We start from the raw sequence: 24,354 nt of genomic DNA, 5'->3' as shown, positions 1-24,354 counted from the left end.
ATCGTAGAGGGGCGGTCCCATAATCGGCCGCCATGTCCGTTCCCTCTTCCGATCTTTCGCCTTCAGGCGCCATCACCGATGTCGCCGGCATCGAGGTAGGCCATTTTTCCGACACTCGCCGGCCCACCGGCTGCACCGTGATCCTTGCGCGCGAAGGCGCCGTGGCGGGTGTCGACGTGCGCGGCGCCGCGCCCGGCACGCGCGAAACCGACCTGCTCTCGCCCGGCAACCTGGTGCAGCAGGTGCACGGCATCATGCTGGCGGGCGGCAGCGCCTGGGGCCTGGCCGCCGCCGAGGGCGCGATGCGCTGGCTAGAGGAGCGGAACATCGGCATGGACGTGCGCTTCGGCATCTTGCCCATCGTGCCGGCCGCCGTGCTGTTCGACCTGCCCATGGGCGATGCGCGCATCCGCCCCGACGCCGCGGCCGGCTATGCGGCCTGTGAGGCGGCCAGCAGCGATGCCCCGGCCGAAGGCAACGTGGGCGCCGGCAGCGGCGCGCTCGTGGGCAAGCTCTTTGGCGTGGAGCGCGCGATGAAGGGTGGCATCGGCACCGCCTCGGTCACCGTGGGCGGCGTGACGGTGGGCGCGCTGATAGCGGTTAATGCGCTCGGCGACGTGATCGACCCCGACACCGCGCAGCCGGTAGCCGGCGCGCGCACCGAAGACGGCCTGGCGCTGCTCGACACCCGTCGCGCCCTGCTGCGCGGCGAGCAGCCGAAGCCGCTGCTTGCAGGCACCAACACCACGCTGGGCGTGATCGCAACCGATGCGGTGCTGACGAAGGTGCAGGCCAACCGCCTTGCCAGCGTGGCGCACGACGGCCTCGCGCGCGCCATCAATCCGGTGCACACGATGAGCGACGGCGACACGCTCTTTGCGCTGGCCACCGGCCGCGTGCCGCTCGAGGGCAATGCCCCCGGCATGACCGTGCTCGGCACCATGGCGGCCGAAGCGGTGGCGCGCGCCACCTTGCGTGCGGTGCTGGCCGCGCGTTCTGTCACCGTAGGCGAGTTGCACGTGCCATGCGCGGCCGACCTCGCCACTACCAAAGGTTGAATTGATTCCCATGGCCATGCCCAAGACGCTGAAGCTGATCCTGCTGTCGATTCGCGACCTGATCGCGTCAGCCGGCCCGATCGTGTTCCTCGTGATCGGCCTGCTGATTGCCGCCTACTGGTGGCTGCAGCCGCAGCCGCCCGGGCATGTGACGCTGGCCACCGGCCCCACCGGCAGCGCCTACTCGCAATTCGGCAAGCGCTATGCCGAACTGCTCAAGAGCAGCGGCATCGAAGTGGAGCTCAAGGCCACCACGGGATCGTCCGAGAACCTAGAACTGCTTCGCAGCGGCGGCGCCGACGTCGGATTTGTGCGCGGCGGCAGCGCCGACCCGGTGGCCGACGAGGAAGCCGGCCTCACGTCCCTCGGCAGCCTGTTCTACGAGCCGATCTGGCTCTTCTACCGAGCGGACAGCGCACAGAAGATCGACCGCAAGACGAGCACGCTGACATCGCTCGCGCAACTGCGCGGCTTGCGCGTGAACGTTGACCTGGCAGGCAGCGGATTGCCCGAAATCATGGAAAGGCTCTTCAAAGCCAATCACCTCGACCCCGACGCGCTACAGCTCTCCAACCTCGAACAGGCGGCCGCCGCCGAAGCGCTGCAGGCCGGCCTGCTCGACGCCATCGTGCTGGCCTCCGCGCCGCAGTCGCCGCAGGTGCAGCGCCTGCTGCGCGCGCCCGACATCAAGCTCATGGATTTCGGCCAGGCCGATGCTTACACGCGGCGCTTTCCGTTCCTCTCGGCGGTCACGCTGCCGCGCGGCGTGGTCGATTTGTCGAGGGACCTGCCGCCCTCCGACGTGTCGCTGCTCGCGGCCACCACCTCGCTGCTCTCGCGCGACGAGACGCACCCGGCACTGCGACAGCTCTTTGCCCAAGCCGCGCAAGGCGTGCACAGCGATGCCGGCTGGTTCAACCGCGCGCGCGATTTTCCCAACACCCGCACCAGCGAGCTGCCCGTGAGCCCCGAGGGCGATCGCGCCATCAACGGCACGCCGCCCTTCTGGCAGCGCTACCTGCCGTTCTGGGCCAGCAACCTGATCGAGCGCATGTGGCTGGTGCTGGGCGGTTTGCTGGTGCTGATGCTGCCGCTGAGCCGCGTGGTGCCGCCGCTCTACCAGTTCCGCGTGCGACGGCGCGTGTTTCGCTGGTATGCGCGGCTGCGCGACATCGAGGCCAAGGTGGATGCGCGGCAAGGCGAGCGCAAGGAGTTGCTCGACGAACTCGACGAGCTCGACCGCGTGGTGAACAAGGTGGCCGTTCCGCTGTCGTACGCCGACGAACTCTATGCGCTGCGCAACAACATCCACACGGTGCAAAAGCGCGTGCAGATGCGCTGGCCGGAACCGGGCGACTTCGCGCCCCGAACGCCGCTGCCGAAGGAAGCCGCAGAAAGCGCTTGACTTGGAGCGCACTCGAACTTCGAGAATTCCCGCCATGGAAGTCAGCTTGACCATCGCGGAAGTCGCGCAACGCACCGGCCTCACGGCCCACACGCTGCGCTACTACGAGCGCATCGGGCTGATTGCCGCGGTGCCGCGTGCACCGGGCGGTCAGCGGCGCTATGCGAGCGCCGACATGGACTTGCTGGCTTTCCTGTTGCGCCTGCGCGAGACCGGCATGTCCATCCAGGGCATGCAGGCCTTCGTCAGGCTTCGAAGCCAGGGGGACGCCAGCGTCGGCGAACGGCGCGAGATGCTCGAGGAGCACCTTGCCGAAGTTCAGGCCCGGGTGGCGGCGCTGCAGCAATCCATGCAAGCGCTGTCGCTCAAGATCGACCACTACCGCGCGGTCGAGAAGACGAAGAAGCGTCCTCCACCATCGGGCAAAGCCCGGGAAGGAAAGACGAGCAATGACGAACACACAACAGGACCAGGGTCAGGGCGACAGCCTGCGCTACACGCGTGGCCTGGCCAAGCTCCACCAGATCGACGGTGAAGGCGGCGTCAAGGTGGTCGAAAGCCTGGCCGACATCGCGCCGGACTTTGGCCGCCTGGTGATCGAGTTTCCGTTCGGCGACATCTACTCGCGCCCCGGCCTCGACCTGCGCTCCCGCGAGATCGCGACCGTGGCCGCGCTCACCGCCATGGGCAATGCCGCGCCGCAGTTGAAGGTGCACATCCAGGCTGCGCTGAACGTCGGCGTGACGCGCTCCGAGGTGGTCGAGGTCATCATGCAGATGGCGGTGTACGCAGGCTTCCCGGCGGCACTGAACGGCCTCTTCGCCGCACGCGAGGTGTTTACGGCGGACGATGAAAAAAGCGCGCAGCCCCTTGCGGAACCGCACGCTCTTGCTGAAGCGACCTGAGGCTTACTTCAGAGCCTTGTAACGCATGCGCTTGGGCTTGGCGCCTTCTTCGCCCAGGCGCTTCTTCTTGTCGGCTTCGTACTCCTGGTAGTTGCCGTCGAAGAAGGTCCACTGGCTGTCGCCTTCGGCCGCAAGAATGTGCGTGGCAATGCGGTCGAGGAACCAGCGGTCATGGCTGATGACCATGACGGTGCCGGCGAACTCGAGCAGCGCGTCTTCGAGCGCGCGCAGGGTTTCGACGTCAAGGTCGTTCGAGGGTTCGTCAAGCAGCAACACGTTGCCGCCCGCGATCAGCGTCTTGGCCAGGTGCAGCCGGCCGCGTTCACCGCCCGACAGCGTTCCGACCTTTTTCTGCTGGTCGGCGCCATTGAAGTTGAAACGGCCCGCATACGCACGGCTCGCCATCTGGAACTTGCCGACGTTGATGATGTCCAGGCCGTTCGAGATGTCTTCCCACACGGTCTTGTTGTTGGCGAGCTCGTCGCGGTGCTGGTCCACGAAAGCCATCTTGACCGTCGAGCCAATGACGACTTCGCCGGTGTCCGGCTTTTCCTTGCCCGCGAGCAGCTTGAAGAGCGTCGACTTGCCGGCGCCGTTCGGGCCGATGATGCCGACGATCGCGCCCGGCGGCACGGTGAAGCTCAGGTTGTCGATCAGCATGCGGTCGCCGAAGGACTTGCTGACGCCGTGGAACTCGAACACCTGCTGACCCAGCCGCTCCGCCACAGGAATGAAGATTTCCTGCGTCTCGTTGCGCTTCTGGTATTCCATGTCGCTCAGCTCTTCGAAGCGGGCGAGACGGGATTTGCTCTTGGCCTGACGCGCCTTCGGGTTCTGGCGCGACCACTCCAGTTCCTTCTTCAGCGCCTTGGCGTGGGCTTCTTCGCTCTTTTGCTCCTGCGCCAGGCGTTCGCCCTTCTGCTCGAGCCAGGTGCTGTAATTGCCCTTCCAGGGGATGCCGCGGCCGCGGTCCATTTCCAGGATCCACTCGGCCGCGTTGTCGAGGAAGTAGCGATCATGGGTGATGGCCACCACGGTGCCCGTGAAGCGCTGCAAAAACACTTCGAGCCACTCCACCGATTCGGCGTCCAAGTGGTTGGTCGGTTCATCGAGCAGCAGCATGTCGGGCTTGGACAGCAAGAGGCGGCACAGCGCCACGCGCCGCTTTTCGCCGCCTGACAAGAGGCCGATCTTCGCGTCCCACGGCGGAAGGCGGAGGGCATCGGCGGCGATTTCCAGTTGATGTTCGGAATCGGTGCCGGCGGTGGCGATGACGGCTTCGAGCTGGGCCTGCTCGGCCGCCAGCGCGTCGAAGTCGGCGTCTTCGGCACCATAGGCGATGTACACCTCTTCGAGGCGCGCCTTGGCCGCAAACACCGCACCCATGGACTCTTCGACCGACTCGCGCACAGTGTGCTCGGTGTTGAGCTTGGGTTCCTGCTCCAGATAGCCGATCGTCATGCCCGGCATGGGCAGCGCCTCGCCTTCGAACTCCTTGTCCACACCCGCCATGATCTTGAGCAGCGTGGACTTGCCCGAACCGTTCAAGCCGAGCACGCCGATCTTGGCGCCGGGGAAGAAAGAGAGCGAAATGTCTTTCAAGAGCTGCCGCTTGGGCGGCACGGTCTTGCTGACGCGGTTCATCGAATAGACGTATTGAGCCATCTGGGGGTAGTTACCTTGGGTAGCGGAGATTCGGGAAAATCGCGGGCATCCGAAAGCGATATTCGGGCGCGGCAAACCACGCATTATCGACTCATGCCACAATACTCACCGTTGCCGGGTCCAGTTGCCCGCAACACCGGCTCTCTGCCGGGGACGAAGAAAGCCCTCGATCACGACGGGTTTTTCGGCTCCCACCCCTGACCTTCATCAGCCTTGACTGGCTCGGCGTTGCAAAAAGCGCCAAGCGGGCCGATGCCACTGCGCCGTGTATGGCGCTTATTGTTTCCAATGAATTTTGACGAACTGAAGCTGGCTCCCGCCATCTTGAAGGCTGTGCACGAGCACGGTTACGACACCCCCACCCCCATCCAGGCGCAAGCCATTCCCGCGGTCCTCGACGGGCACGACCTGCTCGGCGGCGCGCAGACCGGCACCGGCAAGACGGCCGCCTTCACCCTGCCGATGCTGCACAAGCTCAGCACGGGCGCCCGTGCCACCAACAAGTTCGGCGGCATCGGCATTCGTGCCCTGGTGCTCACGCCCACGCGCGAGCTCGCGGCGCAGGTCGAAGAGTCTGTCCGTACCTACGGCAAATACCTGGAGCTCGACTCCACCGTGATCTTTGGCGGCGTGGGCATGAACCCGCAGATCAGCAAGCTCAAGAAGGGTGTCGACATTCTCGTGGCTACCCCGGGCCGCCTGCTCGACCTGCAGCAGCAGGGCATGCTCGACCTGAGCCAGGTCCAGATGCTGATCCTGGACGAAGCCGACCGCATGCTGGACATGGGCTTCATCCACGACGTGAAGAAGATCCTCGCCCTGGTGCCCAGGGAAAAGCAGAGCCTGCTGTTCTCGGCCACCTTCAGCGACGAAATCCGCGACCTCGCGGCCACGCTGCTCAAGAACCCGCAGAGCATCCAGGTCACGCCGCGCAACACCACGGTGCAGCGCATCACCCAGGTGATCCACCCCGTGGGCCGCGGCAAGAAGAAGGCGCTGCTCGCGCACATCATCAACGAGAACAAGTGGAGCCAGGTGCTCGTGTTCACGCGCACCAAGTTCGGCGCCAACAGCGTGGCCGAATTCCTGACCAAGAACGGCATCCAGGCGATGGCGCTGCACGGCAACAAGAGCCAGAGCGCACGCACGCAGGCGCTGGCCGGCTTCAAGAGCGGCGACATCCGCGCGCTGGTGGCCACCGACATCGCCGCGCGCGGCATCGACATCGACGAGCTGCCGCACGTTGTGAACTACGAAATCCCGAACGTCAGCGAAGACTACGTGCACCGCATCGGCCGCACCGGCCGTGCCGGTTCGAGCGGCGAGGCCGTGAGCTTCGTCTGCATGGACGAAGAAGGCTTCATGCAGGAGATCGAACGCTTCACCAAGCAGACGATTCCGGTGCAGTTCGTCGAAGGCTTCGGCCCTGAAGAAGGCGAACGTGCCGAACCGATCGCCATGGGTCGCCAGACGATCTGGGGCGGCGCCGGCCGTCCGCCGAGCCGCGATGTGATGCAGGCGGCCGCCAAGGCTGCCCGCACCGAAATGCTCCAACGCATTCGCGAGAACAAGGCCGGCCAAGGCGGCGGCGAACGCGCCGGTGGCGGTGGTGGCGGCAACGGCGGCGGTCAACGCCGTGGTGGCGGCCAGGGCGGTGGCGGTCAAGGCCGCAACGCCAATGGCGGCGGCCAGGCCCAGGGGCAAGGCCCGCGTGGCCAGGGTGCCCGTCCGGCACAAGGGCGCGGACCGCAAGGCCCGGCACGCACGCCGCACCATGCGCCCCAGCATCATCATCAGCAGAATCACCTGCCGCATGACGAGCGCCAACCGCGCCATCACGGCAACAGCCACAGCCCGACGCAAGCCAACCAGGTCGCGCACCTGCGTGCGGAAGCCGTCGCAGGCGGCGATGGCCAGCCGGATCCGTTGCGCACGAGCGTCGACCACATGGGTGGCGGACGCGGTCGCGGCCGTCCGGGCGGCGGTGGTGGCGGCTACGGCGGCAACCGTTCGGGCGGCGGTGGCCGTTCGGGTGGTGGTGGCGGCGGCTATGGTGGTGGCGGCGGCGGCGGCGGCGGTGGCGGTGGCAACCGTTCCGGCGGTGGCGGCGGTGGCCGTTCGTTCGGCCGTTAAGCGGAACCGCGGGTAGAACACCTACTTCGCAATTGAACAAGGGCACCTCGGTGCCCTTTGTTTTTTCCGGGCCCGCTCGTCAGCGCGGCGGTGCCGTGCTCGCCCGGATGTTCTTTGCGATTCTGGTCGCCAGCGCGGTCACCGCGTCGTCATAGCTGCGGGTGACCTCCTGCGGCTTCGCCACCAGTTCACCGAAGCTCCCCCAGCGGTCTCGCGCATTCGCCGGCACGCTGCCGGAAGAGTCGCCGCTGGCGTCGGCACCGTAGTAGATGGTCTCGGAGTACACGGAGTCGCCGTCCTTCGCGGTCATCAAATAGGCGCTCAGGTTCACGCGCGGCACGTAGTCGGTCGAGAAGCGCGCCGAGTACATGCCGACCTCGTTGAAGTAAACGTGCAGCACCGGCTCCGACGTCGGCAGCTTGCCGTAATCGATGTGGTCCGGCGAAGCCGCCGGCCTGGAAACGCCCTCGAGCGCCTGCGCCTGGTAACCCAGCGCGTTCAGTTGCTGCACCAGCGCAGCCGTCATCTTCGGCCCCATGTCCTTGCGAACGGCCTCCATGCGCTCGTTGAATTCAGAACCCTTCACACGATCGGCAATCGACTGCCACAGCACGCCGAGCGGAACGCCCTTGTTCTCGGTGTGAAGCTTGTTGATCGGCGCCACGGGGATCACCATGATGCGGGTGACGGTGGGGAGTTCGGGCGCAGTGGTGGGCCTGGAGCCGCAACCTACGAGCAACAGGGTGCCTGCCAAAGCGCAAGCCAAAAAGATGCGGTGAGACTGAGTGCTGTAAAGCGTCATGGTGATTTAGTTAATTCGGAACGTTCAATTGGTTTTGCATGCAGCCCATGGATATTGCGATCCGATGGTTGCTCTCGCGGTTGCGACGTCGATTGGGCGATTCGGCCCTACCAGGTCTTTCAGGCGATAGCGTGCGATTTGCGTGCTGCCCTCAGGCGCGGGCCACGCGTCCGTGTGTTCGAGAAATGTGTACAGCGCGGGGCTCAGGCGCTGGTAGGACCTACCGGCTTTGTACCGGCAGCTCGCCGCTATTTCGATAAGTAGCCTGGCGGCCGGTTCATCGCCTCCGGTCAACCAGTTCGCGGCATTCAGAAAAGACTCAACGCTTTCGCAGCTTCCACTCTCAGACGGGCCGAAGCTCCGCCCGTCGTCCAGATTGAGACGAATCGCTTCATAGGGCATGAGCACGTAATAGGCCACCGCGCGGACGTCTTGGTCGCCCATGCGGGGAATCAAGCGGTTCGTGATCGCCGTCACTACCAATAGACCTTCCTTGTCTGCGCAACTTTCCGGGGACAGCTGTGCCGCACACTTTTGCAGGGTCCCAACGGAGGACAGCGCGATATTCTTCCAGTTGGTCCCTCGAGCGGCCGCGAACGCACGCTGGCATTCGACGGAAGCCTGTCGGACTTCCCCTTCTGTGACACGCGACAACACCAGGGCAAAGATTGCCAGTGCAACCGGGATAATCAACAAAGTGACGGCAGCACGCCAAACGGCTCTTGAACTCAGCAACTTATGAAGCCTGCGCTTCGACCGCTCGACAAGCGGTGCATCTGCATGGGCTTGCGCCCATCGCTCCAGGTGCCCAGGCGGAAACAGCACGGAACCGAGCGGCGTATGTGCATTGATCTCTTGCTCCGGTTTCCATAACTTGAGCGCGCTGGCGGCCGTAGGCTCTCCGGAAAGTAGCAGCATCCGCTGAAGCCGCGCTTGAGAGGTCTGGCTGACTTCATCGAGCACCGCATTCATGATGGAGCCGGAAAACCCCATGCGCGAAAGGTGCCTTGCACCATCAACGCGCCAACCGAACACTTCGGCCGCGGCAAGAAGCAGCGCGCCGTTGCAAGCTCCAAAGCGTCGTATGCGCAGTGCATCCACGAGTAACACTTCGAATGCATCTCGCCGGGCCAACGAGGTCATTGCGTCTGTTTCGATGAGCCCCCGGAGCACCATGATCGCAGCAGCTACGTTGTCGGGGGCGAAGGTTGCCGAGCGTTCCAGTTGATCGAGGAGCTCTTCTGGGGCGGGAGCATCGGGCGATCGTGATTCCGATTCGAAGACGTATGGTTCATCGTCATCCAAAGCTGTCCCGAAGTCTCCTTCCGGTAATGCACTCGCGGGCTCCGTGAGGCCTGGATTCAGCGACTCGAATCGGTTGACGCTCTCACTGGCAACGGGGTCGGGCACATCCTCTGCATGCGGCGCAAAGTCAGTTGATTTCCGCGCACCTTCAATGGCCAGTGCCTGTTCATAGTCCTGCCGGAGCTGTGCAAAGCGTTCGGGCTCTGTGGCGGTATCGATCAGCTTGAGTGCCTTTGCATAGGCGCGCTTGATCGATCGCGTGTCGGAATCGGGCGGGAGCCCAAGGCGAGCAAAGCAGCCTGTTGGGTCGGTGGCGCTCATTGCTCTTCGCCCAGCAGGAATCTGTCTTTTTCCGCAGCGGTGACGAGCATCTCGAGTTGGGTGCGCGCCGGTGCAATATTCCGTTCTTCCTGCGTATCGAGTGCCAGTTCGAAGCGGCTGATGGCGTCGGCAAGATGCTCGCGCACCTGCCCCAGCAACTGCTGATGCAAGCGTTCAGCGCGCGCAAAAAGCGTGCGGGTTTCCAGCTTCTCGCGGGGATGAATCTTGAGTTGCTTCAACGCCGCGAGCCGGACGGCAATCTCTTCCTGAGAGAGCCGATCTGTCGAGTTCTCGATCACGAGTTGCTTCGGTGTTCCGGCAGGCCGATCATCCTTCACGGGTGTTGCTTCGACCTCCAGCAGCCCGCTCGCGTCGTAGGTAAAGCGCACATCAGCTCCCACCTCCCCCATTCGCCCTTGCGGCATCTCCAGATCGAACTGCCCCAGCAGGATGTTGTCCTGGACGCGTCTTGCCTCACCTTGATAGACCATGATCCGTAACAGGCTCTGGAAGTCAGCCACTGGAAAGAAGCGCTGCACCCGGCTGGCAGGAATTACCGTGTTGCGGTCCAAAATTGGCGCCATGAAACCAGTCGCGAGGCGGCCGTCGCCAAAGTGGCGCGAAGTTTCGATGCCCAATGTGTAGGGGCAGACGTCTGTCAACACGCGCTCGGAAAGCGCCGCATCGTTCATCTTCAGGCCCGCCTGAACAGCCGCGCCCATTGCGACGACTTCGTCCGGATTGATCGCCGTCTCGGGAAACCTGCCGAACATCCGCGCCACGAGTAGCCGCACCGAACGCAGTCGCGTGCTGCCGCCTGCAAGCACGATAGCCTCGAGTTCGCTAGAGCGGATTTTGGCGTCCCGCAATGCTCGTTCGATGGGTGCACGCAGCCGATCCAACAAAGGTGCAATCGCCGTTGCCAAGGTCTCGGCGGTCAACTCCATGGCGTACTCCTGCCGCTGCGCCGTGACCGAGATCGTGACGCTTTCGCGTGTCTCCAGCGCACATTTGGCCTTCTCGACACGCGCACCGATCTGGGCCCGCAACGCCGCGTTGTTGGAGAGCTTCTCCGGCAGCTTGGTATGCGTGATGAAGGCACTCACCAGCAGCGAGTCCACGTCTTCGCCACCCAGATGGTTGTCGCCCGCCGTTGCCCGAACCTCCATCACGCCATCGAACAATTCGAGGACGGAGACATCAAAGGTTCCACCGCCAAGATCGAACACCAGGAACTGCGTTTCACTGTCTCGTTGATTGAGACCGTATGCCAGTGCCGCCGCCGTGGGCTCGTTGAGCAGGCTCACCTGCGTGAAGCCCGCCAGGGCGCCAGCGGATCGCGTGGCTTGCCGCTGTGCGTCGGAGAAATACGCCGGCACCGTGATGACCGCCTCGTTTACGACTTCTCCCAGAAAGGCCTCGGCGTCAGCCTTGAGCGAGCGCAGGACCAACGATGAAAGTTCTTCGGCGCGAAAGCGCCGCGGTGCGAGATCGAACTGCTTGGCGGTGCCCATTGCGCGCTTGAATGCCCCCACGGTGCGTGATGGATGGCTTTGCAAACGTTCGCGTGCCGCCCGACCGACCAGGATGCTTTCGTCCTCGTCGACACTCACAACCGAGGGCGTCAGAAATTCGCCGAGTGCGTTTGGGACGAGTTGGGCGCGCCCATCACGCCAGATGGCCGCCAAACTGTGAGTGGTCCCAAGGTCAACTCCGATAATCATCGTTTGCCGTTTTTCGCTTTTGGTGTGTGAGAACTGAAAAGCCTCGGAGTCAAAGCTTCCCGCTGTCCGCGGAGTTGTGCACGATCTGAATCAGCACGTCGGGCGTGTAGGCCCTCGTGCGCGAGATCTCGGCAATTTCTCCGCCTGCGGTGCCGGCGAAGACCAGCACGCCCTGCCCTTTGTAGGCAAGGTAATGGCGCCACCGATCTGTGCCGTTGTAGGTGGGAATCCAGGCCTTGCCTGTGTTCCGGACGGTTTCGGCGCTGGGCTTACCCGCGATCTTGATGACTTCCGCGTAGCTCATGCCGGGCCGAAGCTGCGCGAAAGGGGTGCCGGGCAACGGCTTGCCGACCGCGGTGCGCTCTTCGTCTTCTTGCGCCGTGACCAGCGCGCGCCGGCTGGGCTCGTACAAAGGGGCAGATTGGCAGGCGGCCAGCGCAACGCAAACCAGCAAGACAGCACAGGTCGATCGAATCATCATCTTTATTCCTCCCGTTGAAATTTGGCGCGAACATGAGAGAGCCCGCCAGCACGGATGAAAAGTCCGCAGCATCGAATTGTCGTTTTACAAGTCCCGACACAATCGTTGCCAAGGTGCGAACCCGGCGCATTTATTGCGTTTTTGTCAACTGCTCCACACAACCGCATTCACGGTGGTTTTGCCTATTAGTACCAAAGGCGTCTCCCAGACTTGGCACAGCGCCGGACACAATCGCAAGCCATGCAATACATCCCACCCAACTACGCCACGCTCTTCGTCGCCACCTGCAACCTGCTCAATCTCGCAAACCCGCATCGGGTGTACTACGAGAACCAGGACCCGTACGACGAACGCGAGTACGAGCGCAAGATCGACTGGATCGGCGAGCGTTTTCGTGCGCTCAATGCCGACGTGCTCGCGGTGCAGGAGGTCTGGGACGAAAGCGCGCTGAAGGCCGCCATTGCGCGCAGCGGCTTGCGCTATGACTTCGTCGCGGTGCCGGGTGCCGAGAACACGCCGCCGCTCAACGGCGCACAGGGCACGCCGCGGGTCGGCATCGCGACGCGGCTGCAGGTGGACCGCGTGCAATCGTTCGTCGACTTTCCGCCTGGCTTCGGGGTCGAGGTGCCGGGCCTGGGTCCGCACACGCGCTTCGAGCGTCCGCCGCTTCTGGTCACGCTGCGAATGAAACACGGGCAGCAGGTGCACGTGCTCACGGTGCACCTCAAGTCGAAGCGGCCCAAGTTCCTGCAGGACGCGCAAGGCAACGCCGTGGAAGACCGAGAGGATAGGAAAGTCGGGGTGATGGCGACGCTGCGTTCGCTCGTCATGCGCGGCGCCGAGGCCGCCGCCCTGCGCTGCATCGTGCTCGATCTGCTGCAGGGCACGAACACGCCGCTGGTGGTGATGGGCGACTTCAACGACGACCCGCACAGCGTCACAACGCAACTGGTGGCCGCCACGTCCGAAGTGGCCTACGACAAGGCTGCGCGCGACGTGGCGCTCTTCAACGCCTACGAAATGCAGGGCGAATCGGCGCTCAAGAAAGACGTGGCCTACTCCCACATCCACCAGGGCTTTCCAGCCGTGCTCGACCAGGTCTTCGTGAGCGAAGAGTTCGTGGCGACGAGCCGCAACAGCCTGGGCGACGTGCGCAGGGTCGACTACTTCAACGACCACCTGCACGAAGGGCGCGACCGCTCGCGCTCGGACCACGGCTTCGTGCGTGCGCTGCTCCGGCTGCGCACGGACTGAGCCGAAAGTCCAATATAAAAGCTCAGGGCATGCGCCGGCCGCTCTGGCGGTCGAACAGGTGCACCCGGTCGACGTCGATTGCAAGACCTATGGTCTCATCGGGCTGCGCGTCGACGCGGCCATGCACCGCCAGCACCAGTTTCGCCTCGCCCACCTGCACCAGCAGTTCGGTCTCGGCGCCCGTGGGCTCAACCACGATCACCTGCGCATTGACGCCGCTGCCGCCGCCCAGCGTGATGTCGCCCGGACGGATGCCGTAGTGCACCGGCTGACCATCGGGTGCCGAGGTGCGAGGCGGCACGGGCCAGCGCGCGCCGTGCGCCTCGACGTAGCATTCAGCGCCCGAGCGCCGGACGGTGCCCTCGATCACGTTCATCGACGGCGAGCCGATGAATTGCGCGACGAACAGGTTGTCGGGGCGGTCGTACAGGTCGAGCGGCGTGCCGATCTGCTCGACGATGCCGTCGTGCATCACCACGATGCGGTCGGCCATGGTCATGGCTTCGATCTGGTCGTGCGTCACGTAGACGGTGGTGGTCTTCAGGCGCTGGTGCAGCGCCTTGATTTCGGCGCGCATCGCCACGCGCAGCTTGGCGTCGAGGTTGGAGAGCGGCTCGTCGAACAGGAACACCTTCGGGTCGCGCACGATGGCGCGCCCCATGGCCACGCGCTGGCGCTGGCCGCCCGACAGCTCGCGCGGATAGCGTCCGAGCAGCGGATCGAGGTTGAGGATCTTCGCAGCCCGCGACACGCGCTCGTCGGTCACCGACTTCTCGGCGTTGCGCAGACGCAGGCTGAAGCCCATGTTCTCGCCCACCGTCATGTGCGGATAGAGCGCATAGCTCTGGAACACCATGGCGATGTCGCGGTCCTTCGACTCGAGGTCGTTGACCACGCGGCTGTCGATCATGATCTCACCGCCGCTGATGTCTTCGAGGCCCGCGAGCATGCGCAGCAAGGTCGACTTGCCGCAGCCCGAAGGCCCGACCAGCACCACGAACTCGCCGTCGGTGATGTCGAAGCTAAGGCCCTGGATGATCTGGACCTTGCCGAAGGATTTCTGGATATTGCGAAAGGATACGGAAGCCATTTTTATTCCCAGGGTTCGCTCAACTCTTGACGGCACCGGCGGTGAGCCCGCCCACCATGTAGCGCTTGAAGGCGTAATAGATTGCCGCGGGCGGCAATGCGTAGATGAGGCCCGTGGCCATCAGCAGCTCCCACGGCGAATCGTCGGCCGAGAGGAAGTTGCCGAGCGCCACCGCCAGCGTCACGCTCCTGTCGTTGGACAGCAGCAGGAAGGCGTAGAGGTACTCGTTCCATGCCAGCAGCAGCGAATAGGTACCCACCGCCACCAGCGACGGCACCATGAGCGGCAGGTACACGAGGCGGAACAGCTGCAGCGGCGAAGCGCCGTCCATGCGCGCGGCCTCGTCGAGCTCGTAAGGCAGCTTGTCCGACGCCTGCTTCAGCACCCAGATGCAGTAAGGCGATGCAATGGTCACCATGGCGAGGATCAGCGCCCACTGGCTGTTGAGCAAACCATAGTTGCCCATGGTCTTGTACATCGGCACCGCAAGAAAGGCCGCGGGAATGAAGTAGGTGAAGAGCGCCAGGTTCATTACCGTGCGCCCGCCGCGAACGCGCAGCCGGCTGATCGCGAAGGCCGCCGTGGTTGCAACGAACAGCGTGAGCGCGCCGACCGACAGCGCGATCAGCAGCGAGTTCCACAGCTGCAACCAGAAGTGGTCGAGGTAGAAGTGCTTCTGCTGGAACACGATGCGGAAGTTGTCCAGCGTCGGGTTCTTGGGCCACAGGTGGCCCGAGGTCGCGGAGTCCTTCGACGAAATCGCGAAGAGCACCATGTGGTAGACCGGGATCAGCGTCCACAGCAGCACCGGAATGCCGATCAGCAGCAGCTTGGCCTCGGTCGCTATGGCCTTGGGGGTCCAGCGTTTCATTTCGAGAGCCTTTTCATCATGAAGTACACGAGAGGCAGCACCAACGGTAGAGCCACCACGATCGATGCCATCGACAGGTCGACCTGGTCAAGGCGCAGGTAGCGAATGCCCAGCGTTGCCAGCACGTGCGTCAGGTCGGCGGGTCCGCCGCCGGTCAGCAGGTAGACGCTATTGAAGTCGCCCAGCGTCCAGATCATCGACAGAATGAGGGACGTGACGTAGAGCGTCTTTAGCGCGGGCCAGCTCACGAAGCGGAACTTCTGCCACGACGAGGCGCCGTCGACCGAGGCGGCTTCATATTGTTCGGTAGGAATGGCCAGCCGCCCCGCCACCAGGATCAGCGTCCAGAACGGCAGCGACTTCCATACGTGCACCACCATCGCGAAGGCCAGAGCAAGGGTGGGATCGTTGAGCCAATTGGGACCATCGGCGCCCGTCAGGCGAAAGATGGTGCTGTTGATCACGCCCCACTCAGGGTTGAGCATGAAGCGGATCGACAAAATGGTGGGGATCGACGGCATCGCCCATGGCAGGATGAAGATCGCCGACACGATCTTGATCCACCATCGCGACGTCACGAAGAAGCCCGAGAGCACAAGAGCAATGAGCATCTTGATGTTGATCGCCACGACCAGGAAGATGGCCGTGTTGATCACCGAGCGGAAGAAGATCGGGTCTTCGACCAGCTTCACGTAGCTTTGCGGATGGCGCGCGAGCCACAGCCCGTACCCCACGGGGTAGAGCACGAAAACCACGAACACCAGCAGGTAAGGCACGACCATGACCGCGCCCCAGAACTGCCAGCGCGCGTGCCGCGCCCCAAGATTGACGGTAGGCGCCGGAAGCGGCGCGGCGGTGGCAGTGGAGCTCATGCGAGTCAGCCCGGTGAAAGTGGTTTTCGAAGAATGCGGCTTACTGCGCCGCGACCGTCTTGATGCGCGCGATCATCTCGTCGACCGCCTTGTCCACCGGCACCTTGTCGGTGACGACGCGGCTCATGGCCTTGGCCCAGACGTTCTCGTTGTTGAGCACGGTGAACTTGTAGTTCTTGGTGAACTCGAAGGTCACGGTGCCGGCGGCGTACTGGTTGAAGACCGAGAGGCGATGCGGATCGGCCTTCCAGAAGTCACGCTGCTGCGCGGCCTTGGTGACCGGGAACCAGCGGCCCAGCGAACCCTCGACGTACGGCGTGAGGTTTTCTTCCTGCAGCAGGAAGGCAACGAACTCCTTGGCACGGGCCTTGTTCTTCGCGTCCTTGAACACAACGCCGGTCTTCACCGCGCTGCGGTAGACCATCTTGCTGCCGTCCGGCTTGCTCGGGAAACCTGCCGTGCGGATGCGCTCGGTGTAGTTCTTTCGCGCTTCCTCGCGCTGCTCGGGCGTGAGCGACGCGTTGTTCGAGTCGTCGAGCCACTTGGCGGCGATGGAGATGGTCGCGTTGTGCGTCATCAGTGTCGTCTTGTTGTGGAACGCGACGTTGTTGTCCGGGTCTTTCCAGCTGGTTGCCGACGGCGGCGTGCAGCCCTTGGTGTAGGGAGTGGTGTAGTCGGTCAGCGCGCCGATCAGGCCGGTGCGGACCTTCGGGTCGTCCACCAGCAACTTGCCGTTGTCATCCACCAGCTTGACGTTGTACGCGTCCATGAAGGTCAGGAACGAATAGAACGAGTCGCTCGAATCCACGCCCATGGGCATGCCGATGCCGAAGGTGCGCTTGCCGCTCTTCTGGCGGCTGGCGGTTTGCGCCTTCTCACACCAGAAGGTCCAGTAGTCCTTCCAGGTGGTGGGAATGTCGGTTTCCTTGAGGCCGGCTTCGGTGAGCATGTCGAGCCAGTACTCGACGTGCATCGTCTGCTGCTTGATCGGGAAGGCGTAGTACGCCTTGTTCTTGGTCTGCTCGTTGTAGAGGTACGCGGTCTCTAGCGTGTTGGGCGCGAAGCGGTCCTTCATGGGCGAGAGCACGCTGCTGAGGTCTTCGAGCTTGCCGTCGTAGGCCCACTTGCCCGTGACCTGGAAGTCGTACACGTCGGCGTACGCCACGTCGGGCGGGCTGCCGGAATCGAGCGCGGACACGGTCTTGGGGATCATGTCCTGGATCGGGTACTGCGAGAGTTCGATCTTCACGTTCTTGTTCTTGTCCTCGAACTTCTTGATGGCGGCGAACAACGCATCGTCCTCGGCCTTGTAGAAGCCCTTGACCCACCAGACGGTGAGCTTTTCCTGCGCGGCAGCGGGGCCTGCCGCGGCCAACAACCCCAGCGCGAATAGCGTCGGGGCGATCAGCGATTTGACGACTTTCATGGTGTCTCCTCTTCTTCGGTGGAAATGCTCGAAACACGAGCGTGGTGAAAAACCTGTTGCGAACCTGCCAGGAAGGCTAATGCGCCTTGAGCCGGGGCGGTGGGCGGCTGAGCCGCGGCAGCCGCCGGCGCGATCCGAGCACGTCTTCGATGTCCTGGCGCGCGCCGTCGATGAGGCGAATGACCGCCCGCTCGGCCTTGGCCGGATCGTGCGCAATCACCGCATCGAGCACCGCGCGGTGCAGCGGCAGCGAGAGCGCGGGACCGTCGGGTTTGGTGGTCGAAATTTCGAAGCTGGTGCGCAGCAGCGCATTGAGCGCCTTGCTCATCTGAGCCAGCATGCGGTTGCGCGCGGCGCTCAGCAAGCCCGTGTGAAAGCGCAGGTCGAAAGTGACGTAGTCGCCGCCGTTTTCCACGGCCTCTTTCATGCCCACGTAGGCGCGCTCGATCTCCTGGATGTCCTCCGGGCTTGCGCGCTCGGCCGCGAGCCGCACGGCGGCCGGCTCGACCACGCGCCGAAGGTCCTGCAGGTCGCGCAGGAACTCGGGAGTGAGCCCGGCGCGCGACTGCCAGGTGATGACGTCGGGATCGAACCAATTCCACTTGTCCTGCGGCAGCACCCGCGTGCCCACCTTCGGCCCCGTAACGATGAGGCCCTTGGCGGCGAGCGACTTGATCGCCTCCCGCACCACGGTCCGGCTCACGCCCAGTTCCTCGCCCAGAATGGGCTCGGCCGGGATTGACGCACCAATCGCATAGCGGCCGGCCACGACAGCTTCGCCGAGCAGCTCGAGCGTGCGACCGTGGATGTTCTTGATCATGTGCGTGATGTGAAATTTGATATGCCGACGCTCGAAAACACTAAGGGTCCGGCATGTTCTTCGCACTTATCATATGATGATTGAAATGACCGATCGGCAGGACAAACCCTGAGGTTTGGAGTCGTAAGCGGTCGTAAACGGAGACAACCGATGAGCACTTCCCCCAAGAAAAAACCCAGCGAACTGCGCAGCCAGCAATGGTTCGGCCGCAATGACCGAGACGGTTTCATCTACCGAAGCTGGGTCAAGGGCAAGGGCGTGCCGCACGACCAGTTCGACGGACGCCCGGTCATCGGCATCTGCAACACCTTCAGCGAGCTCACGCCCTGCAACTCGCATTTCCGCACGCTGGCCGAGCAGGTCAAGATCGGCGTGTACGAAGCCGGCGGTTTCCCCCTCGAGTTCCCGGTGATGTCGCTAGGTGAAACGCTGCTGCGCCCCACCGCCATGCTGTATCGCAACCTCGCGAGCATGGACGTGGAAGAAAGCATCCGCGGCAATCCGCTCGACGGCGTGGTGCTGCTCATGGGCTGCGACAAGACCACGCCCGCGCTCATGATGGGCGCGGCCAGCGTCGACCTGCCGACCATCGGCGTTTCCGGCGGCCCCATGCTCTCGGGCAAATGGCGCGGCCAGGAGCTGGGCTCGGGCACCGGCGTGTGGCAGATGAGCGAACAGGTGCGCGCCGGCACGCTCAAGCTGCAAGACTTCTTCGAGGCCGAGAGCTGCATGCATCGCAGCCACGGCCATTGCATGACGATGGGCACGGCGAGCACCATGGCCAGCATGGTCGAATCGCTGGGCATCGGCCTGCCCGGCAATGCGGCCTACCCGGCCGTGGACGGGCGGCGCAATGTGCTGGCGCGCATGGCCGGCCGGCGCATCGTCGACATGGTGCATGAAGACCTTCACATGTCGAAGATCCTCACGCGCGAGGCCATTGAAAACGCCATCAAGGTGAACGCGGCCATCGGCGGTTCCACCAACCTCGTGATCCACCTGCTGGCCATTGCGGGGCGCATCGGCGTCGACCTCAAGCTGGACGACTTCGACCGGCTCGCCTCCGAGCTGCCCTGCCTGGTCGACCTGCAGCCCTCGGGCCGCTTCCTGATGGAAGACTTCTGCTACGCGGGCGGGCTGCCGGTTGTCATCAAGGAAATCGCGCAGTACCTGCACAAAGACGTCATCACGGCCAACGGCCAGACGCTGTGGGACAACGTGAAGGACGCTGAGAACTACAACCCGCAGGTAATCCGCCCGCTGGCCGAGCCGTTCAAGGAAAACGCCGGCATCTGCGTGCTGCGCGGCAACCTCGCTCCCAACGGCGCCATCATCAAGCCCAGCGCCGCCACGCCGGAACTGCTGGTGCACAAGGGCCGCGCGGTGGTGTTCGAGAACGCCGACGACTTGCACCAGCGCATCGACGACGAGAACCTCGACATCGACGAGCATTGCATCATGGTGCTGAAGAACTGCGGCCCGCGCGGCTACCCCGGTATGTCCGAGTCGGGAAACATGCCGCTGCCGCCCAAGGTGCTGCGCAAGGGCATCACCGACATGGTCCGCATCAGCGATGCGCGCATGAGCGGCACCGCCTACGGCACCGTGGTGCTGCACACCGCGCCCGAAGCCGCAGCGGGCGGGCCGCTGGCGCTGGTGCAAGACGGCGACATCATCGAACTCGACGTGCCCAACCGCAAGCTGCACCTGCACGTGAGCGACGAAGAACTGGCGCGGCGCCTCGAGAAATGGGTCGCGCCCAAAGCACCGCTCGATTCCGGCTACTGGAAGCTCTATGTCGACACGGTGCTGCAGGCCGACCAGGGCGCCGACCTGGCCTTCCTGCGCGGCCGGCGCGGTGCTTTCGTTCCAAGGGACAATCACTAGCACTGGGCACACCCCAGGCTTTCCCCAAGGAGTCGCATTGACATGAGCAGATTGGTGGCGGTCGACTGGGGCACGAGCTCCCTGCGCGGCGCGCTGCTCGATGCCCGCGGCAAGGTGCTCGAGGAGCGCAGCGATGCGCGCGGCATTCTCAAGGTGCCGGCGGGCGACTTTCCCGCGGTGTTCGAGCAACTGTTCGGCGACTGGATGAAGCCCGCGGGCACGCGTTGCCTGATCTCCGGCATGGCCGGCAGCAAGCAGGGCTGGGTCGAGGCGCCCTATTGCGCCTGCCCCGCAGGCCGCGTCGAAGTGGGCCGCCAGATCATCGACATCGACGCGCTGCCGGGCGCGCGCATCTCCATCGTGCCGGGCCTCAGGGACGAGCATGCCGGCGTTCCCGATGTGATGCGCGGTGAAGAAGTGCAGATCTTCGGCGCCATGGCGCTCATGGATGTCGACGAAGGCGTCTTCGTGCTGCCCGGCACGCACAACAAGTGGGCCACCGTCAAGAAAGGCCGTGTGAAGGGCTTTCGCACCTTCATGACGGGCGAGTTCTACGCACTGCTGAGCCAGCATTCGATTCTCGCGCGCACGCTCGACGCCAATGCTCCGCTGGACGAGGCGGCCTTTGTGGAAGGCGTAACGCGTTCCGACAACGGCCAGGGCCTGCTGCACAACGCCTTCGGCGCGCGCACGCTGGCGCTGTTCGAGCGCATGCCCACGCAGGAACTCGCCAGCTATCTGTCGGGCCTCCTCATCGGCGAAGAACTGCGCACGCAATCGCTGCATGCCTCCGGCGAAGTGGTGCTGATCGGCTCTCCGGCGCTCACGCAGCGCTATACGCTGGCGCTGCGCGCCACCGGCATCGCCACGCGCACGATGGGCGCCGAAGCCACCTGGGCCGGGCTGCATGCGCTGTCCGTTTTTCTCGACGCAGACAGAACCTCCTCATGACCACTCCCCAAGAAAAATTCGAAGCCGCAATGCGCGAGTTGCCGCTGGTCGCCATCCTGCGCGGGCTCACGCCACCCGAGGCCGCCGACGTGGGCGACGCGATCGTCGAATCGGGCTTCCGGCTGCTCGAAGTGCCGCTCAACTCCCCCAAGCCCTACGCCAGCATCGCGCTGATGCGCACGCGCTTTCCCGAAGCCCTGGTGGGTGCCGGCACCGTGCTCGACGTGCAGCAGGTGCGCTACGTTCATTCGGCCGGCGGCGAGCTGATCGTCTCGCCCAACTTCAATGCCGAGGTGGTCGCCGAAGCGGTGCGGCTGGGCATGGTCTGCCTGCCCGGCGTGATGACGCCGACCGAGGCCTTCGGCGCGCTGGCCGCGGGCGCAACCGGTCTCAAGCTGTTCCCGGCTGAACTGGCATCGCCTGCGGTGGTGAAGGCCCTGCTCGCGGTGCTGCCCGCCGGTACGCCGCTCATGCCCGTGGGCGGCATCACGCCCACCAACATGGCCGAATGGCGGGCGGCCGGCGCGTCGGGCTTCGGCATCGGCTCGGCGCTCTACAAGCCCGGCAAGCAGGCGTTTGCCGTGCGCGCCGATGCCGAGCGGTTCGTCGCGGCCTGCACCGGCGCAATCCACGCCTGAAAACATTCACGAGACCCTGTCGATGTCCGCAGATTCAGACTACGCCAGCCCCGCCGTGCGCAAGTTGCGCGAAGACCTTTCGCTCGCCCTGCGGGCAGCCGCCCACCATGGCCTCTCGGAAGGCGTCTGCAACCACTTCAGCGTGATGCTTCCCGGCGCGCAAGACCGCTACCTGATCAACCCGCGTGGACTGCACTGGAGCGAAATCGGTCCTAACGATATCGTACTCATCGACGTGCATGGCGAAGTGCTAGCCGGCCACCACCGGGTGGAGCCGACCGCTCTGTTCATCCATGGCGCGGTGCATCGGCTGACCGGCCACGCGGTCGTGCTGCACTGCCACATGCCCTACGCCACCGCGCTCACGCTCACGGCCGATCGTGCGCTCGATCCCACGCTGAGCCAGAACGCAATGCGCTACATGGGCCGCATTGCGATCGATGCGGTCTACAACGGCCTGGCGCTCGACGACGCAGAGGGCGAGCGCATCGCGCGTGCCATGGAAGGCAAGGATGTCGCCTTTTTGGCCAACCACGGCGTGATCGTGGCGGGCGCCACCATTGCGCATGCCTACGACGATCTCTACTATCTGGAACGTGCCAGCCTGCACCAGGTGATCGCGCAATCAACCGGCCGGCCGCTGGTTCCGGTCGATGCGAAGCTGGCTGCGCATGCCGCGGCGCAGATCCAGGGCGAACGCGAGCAATCCGACCTGTTCTTCGAGGCGCTGCGGCGCATGCTGCCGCCCCCGCCACACGGCTGACGTCCGTTCGGCCGGTTTCGCATCGGAAATGCGGCGCTTACGATGGCGTACCGGCCGCGCAGCGGCTTACAGCTCTTCATCCGATTTCGCTCCAGCCTTACACAACGTTCACATGGAGCCACGACGATAGGGCTTCCAACCACTCCATTGGAGTTGCCATGAAAAAGCTCACTCTCGCAATCGGCGCCGCGGCCCTGCTCTCGCTGGCAGCTCTCAGCGCACCGGCGCAGGCCCAGACCGGCGGCCGCCTCATCCAGACCCAGGTGTATGTGGTGCCCGCACCCCCGCCGCCGCCGCGCCATCATTACTACGTGGCGCCGCCGCCGCCGCACCATTACTACGGCCCGCGCTACAGCGACCATGACCGCTACGAGCATCGGCATCGCCGCTGGGAAGAGCGCCGCTACGGCCGCAGGGACAACGACGGTGACGGCGTGCCCAACCGCTACGACCGCCGGCCCGAGAATCCGTACCGCTACTGATTCTTCGGAGCACGAGGCCCAGGCCTATGCGGCGGCAGATGCCGCCGCATAGCCTGGCGAATCGCCGGCAGGCTTCGTGTCTGTTCAGGCTTGCGCCACGCGCCGCAGCAGCCCGGCGGTGGTGCGCGGCCAGCCCACGCGGCCGAACCATGCGCCGCCCGCAATGGCCGAAGCGATGACCGTGCCGTACAGAACCATCGCAACACCCTGCGCCGCAAAGACGCCGGTCAGCCCGCCCCCCGCGCGAAAGACGAGCCAGCCGCCGATGCCCGCCACGGAAAGACGCGTGAGGTTGCCCAGCACCGGCCACAGCAGGCGTCCTGCCCCTTGCGAGGCGAAATACAGCACCAGCCCGACGCCGAAGAAGCCATAAAGCGGCCCCACCAGCCGCAGGTAGTGCGTGCCGGTTTCGAGCATGGCGGGGTCGTTGCCGAACAGCAGCAGCCAGGGCCGCGGAAACAGCGCCGCCGCCAGGCCTATGCTTTCAGTGAGGACGAAGGCCACGGCCGCGCCAGCCCAGGTGGCGCGCAGCGCGCGCTCGCGCTGGCCGGCACCCATGCAAGTGCCGACCATGGCGACCAGGGGCGCGCCCAGACCGAACACCAACGGCACCAGCAGATATTCGAGCCGAGACGCGGTGCCATAGCCGGCCAATGCACCCGGCCCGAAATGGCCGGTGAGGGCGGTGGCCGTGCCTATCGACAGGTTGGTGGCCACGGTTGCCACGGCGGCCACGAGGCCGACGCGCAGAATCTCGCGGAATAGCGGCCAGCGCAGTTTCAGCGCCGCGAGCGTGGGGCGCAGCAGGCTGCGCGGCGACCGCAGGTAGACGATGAGCGCCACCGAGCCGAGCAGGTAGTACAGCAGCAGCGCCATCGCACCGCCCGCAATGCCCATGCCCGGCAGCGGGCCCCAGCCGAAGATCAGGAGCGGCGACGCGGGAATAAGGAACAGCACGCCGATCACAGTCACGTTCGCGGGCACCGACATGTTGCCAGTGCCGCGGATGACCGCCGAGAGCGAGTTGAAGAGCCACACCAGCACCGCGCCCGCGAACACCCAGTTCGAATAGGTCAGGGCCGCGTCCAATGCCGCGCCGGTGCCGCCCATGAAACCGTACAACCGGCGTCCGCCGAGCAACAGCGCGAGCGAGAAGCACAGGCCGAACCCGAGCGCGATGACCACCGCGTGCCACACCAGCGCATCGGCGTCGGCGCGGCGGCGCGCACCCAGTGCACGGGCAATCGACGAGGCGATGCCGCCGCCCATCGCGCCGCTCGAGGTCATCTGCATCAGCATGACGACGGGAAACACCAGCGCCATGCCCGCCAGCGCGTTGGTGCCCAGCTTGCCGACGAAGTAGGTTTCGATGAGCCCCACGGAGGCCTGCGCGATCATCACAAGCACATTGGGCGCGGCCAGGCGCAGCAGCGTCGGCACGATGGGCGCCTCGAGCATGCGGCGCGTGCGCGGGTCGAGTTCTTGGCTCATTCACTGACCT

22 protein-coding genes are annotated in these 24,354 nt (G+C 64.7%); 11 read left to right on the top strand and 11 right to left on the bottom strand.

Features of this window, described 5'->3' with window-relative positions:
- Nucleotides 1–32: 32 nt before the first annotated feature.
- From J2X92_RS15000 to J2X92_RS14985, 4 genes are read left to right on the top strand one after another with little or no spacing between them, the layout of a single operon-like run.
- Nucleotides 33–1,058: a P1 family peptidase gene (locus J2X92_RS15000; RefSeq protein WP_307576762.1), complete on the top strand. Its 1,026-nt coding sequence runs from the start codon at nt 33–35 to the stop codon at nt 1,056–1,058.
- Between the two features lie 10 nt (nt 1,059–1,068).
- Nucleotides 1,069–2,463, top strand: a complete 1,395-nt coding sequence (locus J2X92_RS14995) for a TAXI family TRAP transporter solute-binding subunit (RefSeq protein ID WP_307576761.1) — start codon at nt 1,069–1,071, stop codon at nt 2,461–2,463.
- 34 nt (nt 2,464–2,497) lie between these two features.
- Entirely contained in the window at nt 2,498–2,998 is a 501-nt protein-coding gene (locus J2X92_RS14990; protein WP_307576760.1) for a MerR family transcriptional regulator, read from the top strand.
- Nucleotides 2,913–3,368, top strand: a complete 456-nt coding sequence (locus tag J2X92_RS14985; RefSeq protein WP_307576759.1) for a carboxymuconolactone decarboxylase family protein — start codon at nt 2,913–2,915, stop codon at nt 3,366–3,368. The genes J2X92_RS14990 and J2X92_RS14985 overlap by 86 nt, the downstream gene beginning before the upstream one ends.
- Nucleotides 3,369–3,371: 3 nt before the next feature.
- On the opposite strand, the gene ettA is transcribed toward J2X92_RS14985, so the two are convergent.
- Nucleotides 3,372–5,033 carry an energy-dependent translational throttle protein EttA gene (ettA, locus tag J2X92_RS14980; protein ID WP_307576758.1) on the bottom strand — a complete coding sequence of 554 codons (1,662 nt, stop codon included), beginning with the start codon at nt 5,031–5,033 and terminating at the stop codon, nt 3,372–3,374.
- A gap of 288 nt (nt 5,034–5,321) precedes the next feature.
- Here ettA and J2X92_RS14975 point away from each other — a divergent pair, with 288 nt between their 5' ends.
- Nucleotides 5,322–7,166 carry a DEAD/DEAH box helicase gene (locus J2X92_RS14975; RefSeq protein ID WP_307576757.1) on the top strand — a complete coding sequence of 615 codons (1,845 nt, stop codon included), beginning with the start codon at nt 5,322–5,324 and terminating at the stop codon, nt 7,164–7,166.
- Between the two features lie 79 nt (nt 7,167–7,245).
- Here J2X92_RS14975 and J2X92_RS14970 read toward each other — a convergent pair whose 3' ends face one another.
- From J2X92_RS14970 to J2X92_RS14955, 4 genes are read right to left on the bottom strand one after another with little or no spacing between them, the layout of a single operon-like run.
- Complete coding sequence (locus J2X92_RS14970; protein WP_307576756.1) at nt 7,246–7,968, bottom strand: hypothetical protein; 723 nt, start codon at nt 7,966–7,968, stop codon at nt 7,246–7,248.
- Between the two features lie 24 nt (nt 7,969–7,992).
- Complete coding sequence (locus J2X92_RS14965) at nt 7,993–9,594, bottom strand: hypothetical protein (protein WP_307576755.1); 1,602 nt, start codon at nt 9,592–9,594, stop codon at nt 7,993–7,995.
- Nucleotides 9,591–11,318 carry a molecular chaperone HscC gene (locus J2X92_RS14960; RefSeq protein ID WP_307576754.1) on the bottom strand — a complete coding sequence of 576 codons (1,728 nt, stop codon included), beginning with the start codon at nt 11,316–11,318 and terminating at the stop codon, nt 9,591–9,593. The genes J2X92_RS14965 and J2X92_RS14960 overlap by 4 nt, the downstream gene beginning before the upstream one ends.
- Before the next feature lie 49 nt (nt 11,319–11,367).
- Nucleotides 11,368–11,799 carry a hypothetical protein gene (locus J2X92_RS14955; RefSeq protein ID WP_307576753.1) on the bottom strand — a complete coding sequence of 144 codons (432 nt, stop codon included), beginning with the start codon at nt 11,797–11,799 and terminating at the stop codon, nt 11,368–11,370.
- A 240-nt stretch (nt 11,800–12,039) separates the two neighbouring features.
- Here J2X92_RS14955 and J2X92_RS14950 point away from each other — a divergent pair, with 240 nt between their 5' ends.
- Nucleotides 12,040–13,053, top strand: a complete 1,014-nt coding sequence (locus J2X92_RS14950) for an endonuclease/exonuclease/phosphatase family protein (protein WP_307576752.1) — start codon at nt 12,040–12,042, stop codon at nt 13,051–13,053.
- Between the two features lie 22 nt (nt 13,054–13,075).
- Here J2X92_RS14950 and J2X92_RS14945 read toward each other — a convergent pair whose 3' ends face one another.
- The 5 genes from J2X92_RS14945 to J2X92_RS14925 all read right to left on the bottom strand — a co-directional run bounded on the left by J2X92_RS14945 (nt 13,076) and on the right by J2X92_RS14925 (nt 18,132).
- Entirely contained in the window at nt 13,076–14,143 is a 1,068-nt protein-coding gene (locus J2X92_RS14945; RefSeq protein WP_093015948.1) for an ABC transporter ATP-binding protein, read from the bottom strand.
- Between the two features lie 19 nt (nt 14,144–14,162).
- Nucleotides 14,163–15,014, bottom strand: a complete 852-nt coding sequence (locus J2X92_RS14940; RefSeq protein WP_093015945.1) for a carbohydrate ABC transporter permease — start codon at nt 15,012–15,014, stop codon at nt 14,163–14,165.
- Nucleotides 15,011–15,886, bottom strand: coding sequence for a carbohydrate ABC transporter permease (locus tag J2X92_RS14935; RefSeq protein WP_307576751.1), 876 nt, complete (start codon nt 15,884–15,886; stop codon nt 15,011–15,013). Before J2X92_RS14935 ends, J2X92_RS14940 begins: the two co-directional genes overlap by 4 nt.
- 40 nt (nt 15,887–15,926) lie before the next feature.
- On the bottom strand, nt 15,927–17,312 hold the full coding sequence (locus J2X92_RS14930) for an ABC transporter substrate-binding protein (protein ID WP_093015938.1): 1,386 nt from the start codon (nt 17,310–17,312) through the stop codon (nt 15,927–15,929).
- A 76-nt stretch (nt 17,313–17,388) separates the two neighbouring features.
- Nucleotides 17,389–18,132, bottom strand: coding sequence for a FadR/GntR family transcriptional regulator (locus tag J2X92_RS14925; RefSeq protein WP_307576750.1), 744 nt, complete (start codon nt 18,130–18,132; stop codon nt 17,389–17,391).
- A 150-nt stretch (nt 18,133–18,282) separates the two neighbouring features.
- On the opposite strand from J2X92_RS14925, the gene J2X92_RS14920 reads away from it, so the two are divergent.
- From J2X92_RS14920 to J2X92_RS14900, 5 genes are all read left to right on the top strand, one after another.
- A complete protein-coding gene (locus J2X92_RS14920) occupies nt 18,283–20,019 on the top strand; it encodes an IlvD/Edd family dehydratase (RefSeq protein ID WP_307576749.1) in 1,737 nt (578 codons plus the stop codon).
- A 42-nt stretch (nt 20,020–20,061) separates the two neighbouring features.
- The gene (locus J2X92_RS14915; RefSeq protein WP_307576748.1) at nt 20,062–20,970 is read left to right on the top strand and encodes a 2-dehydro-3-deoxygalactonokinase; all 909 of its coding nucleotides are present in this window, start codon (nt 20,062–20,064) and stop codon (nt 20,968–20,970) included.
- Complete coding sequence (locus J2X92_RS14910; protein WP_307576747.1) at nt 20,967–21,608, top strand: 2-dehydro-3-deoxy-6-phosphogalactonate aldolase; 642 nt, start codon at nt 20,967–20,969, stop codon at nt 21,606–21,608. The genes J2X92_RS14915 and J2X92_RS14910 overlap by 4 nt, the downstream gene beginning before the upstream one ends.
- 22 nt (nt 21,609–21,630) lie before the next feature.
- Nucleotides 21,631–22,371, top strand: a complete 741-nt coding sequence (locus tag J2X92_RS14905; RefSeq protein ID WP_307576746.1) for an aldolase — start codon at nt 21,631–21,633, stop codon at nt 22,369–22,371.
- 158 nt (nt 22,372–22,529) lie between these two features.
- The gene (locus J2X92_RS14900) at nt 22,530–22,853 is read left to right on the top strand and encodes a hypothetical protein (protein ID WP_307576745.1); all 324 of its coding nucleotides are present in this window, start codon (nt 22,530–22,532) and stop codon (nt 22,851–22,853) included.
- Nucleotides 22,854–22,937: 84 nt separating this feature from the next.
- Here J2X92_RS14900 and J2X92_RS14895 read toward each other — a convergent pair whose 3' ends face one another.
- The gene (locus J2X92_RS14895; protein ID WP_307576744.1) at nt 22,938–24,344 is read right to left on the bottom strand and encodes an MATE family efflux transporter; all 1,407 of its coding nucleotides are present in this window, start codon (nt 24,342–24,344) and stop codon (nt 22,938–22,940) included.
- Nucleotides 24,345–24,354 lie beyond the last annotated feature (10 nt).

The organism is Variovorax paradoxus, assembly GCF_030811855.1.
GTDB lineage: Bacteria > Pseudomonadota > Gammaproteobacteria > Burkholderiales > Burkholderiaceae_C > Variovorax > Variovorax paradoxus_L.
This window is presented reverse-complemented; position numbering and strand designations above follow the sequence as displayed.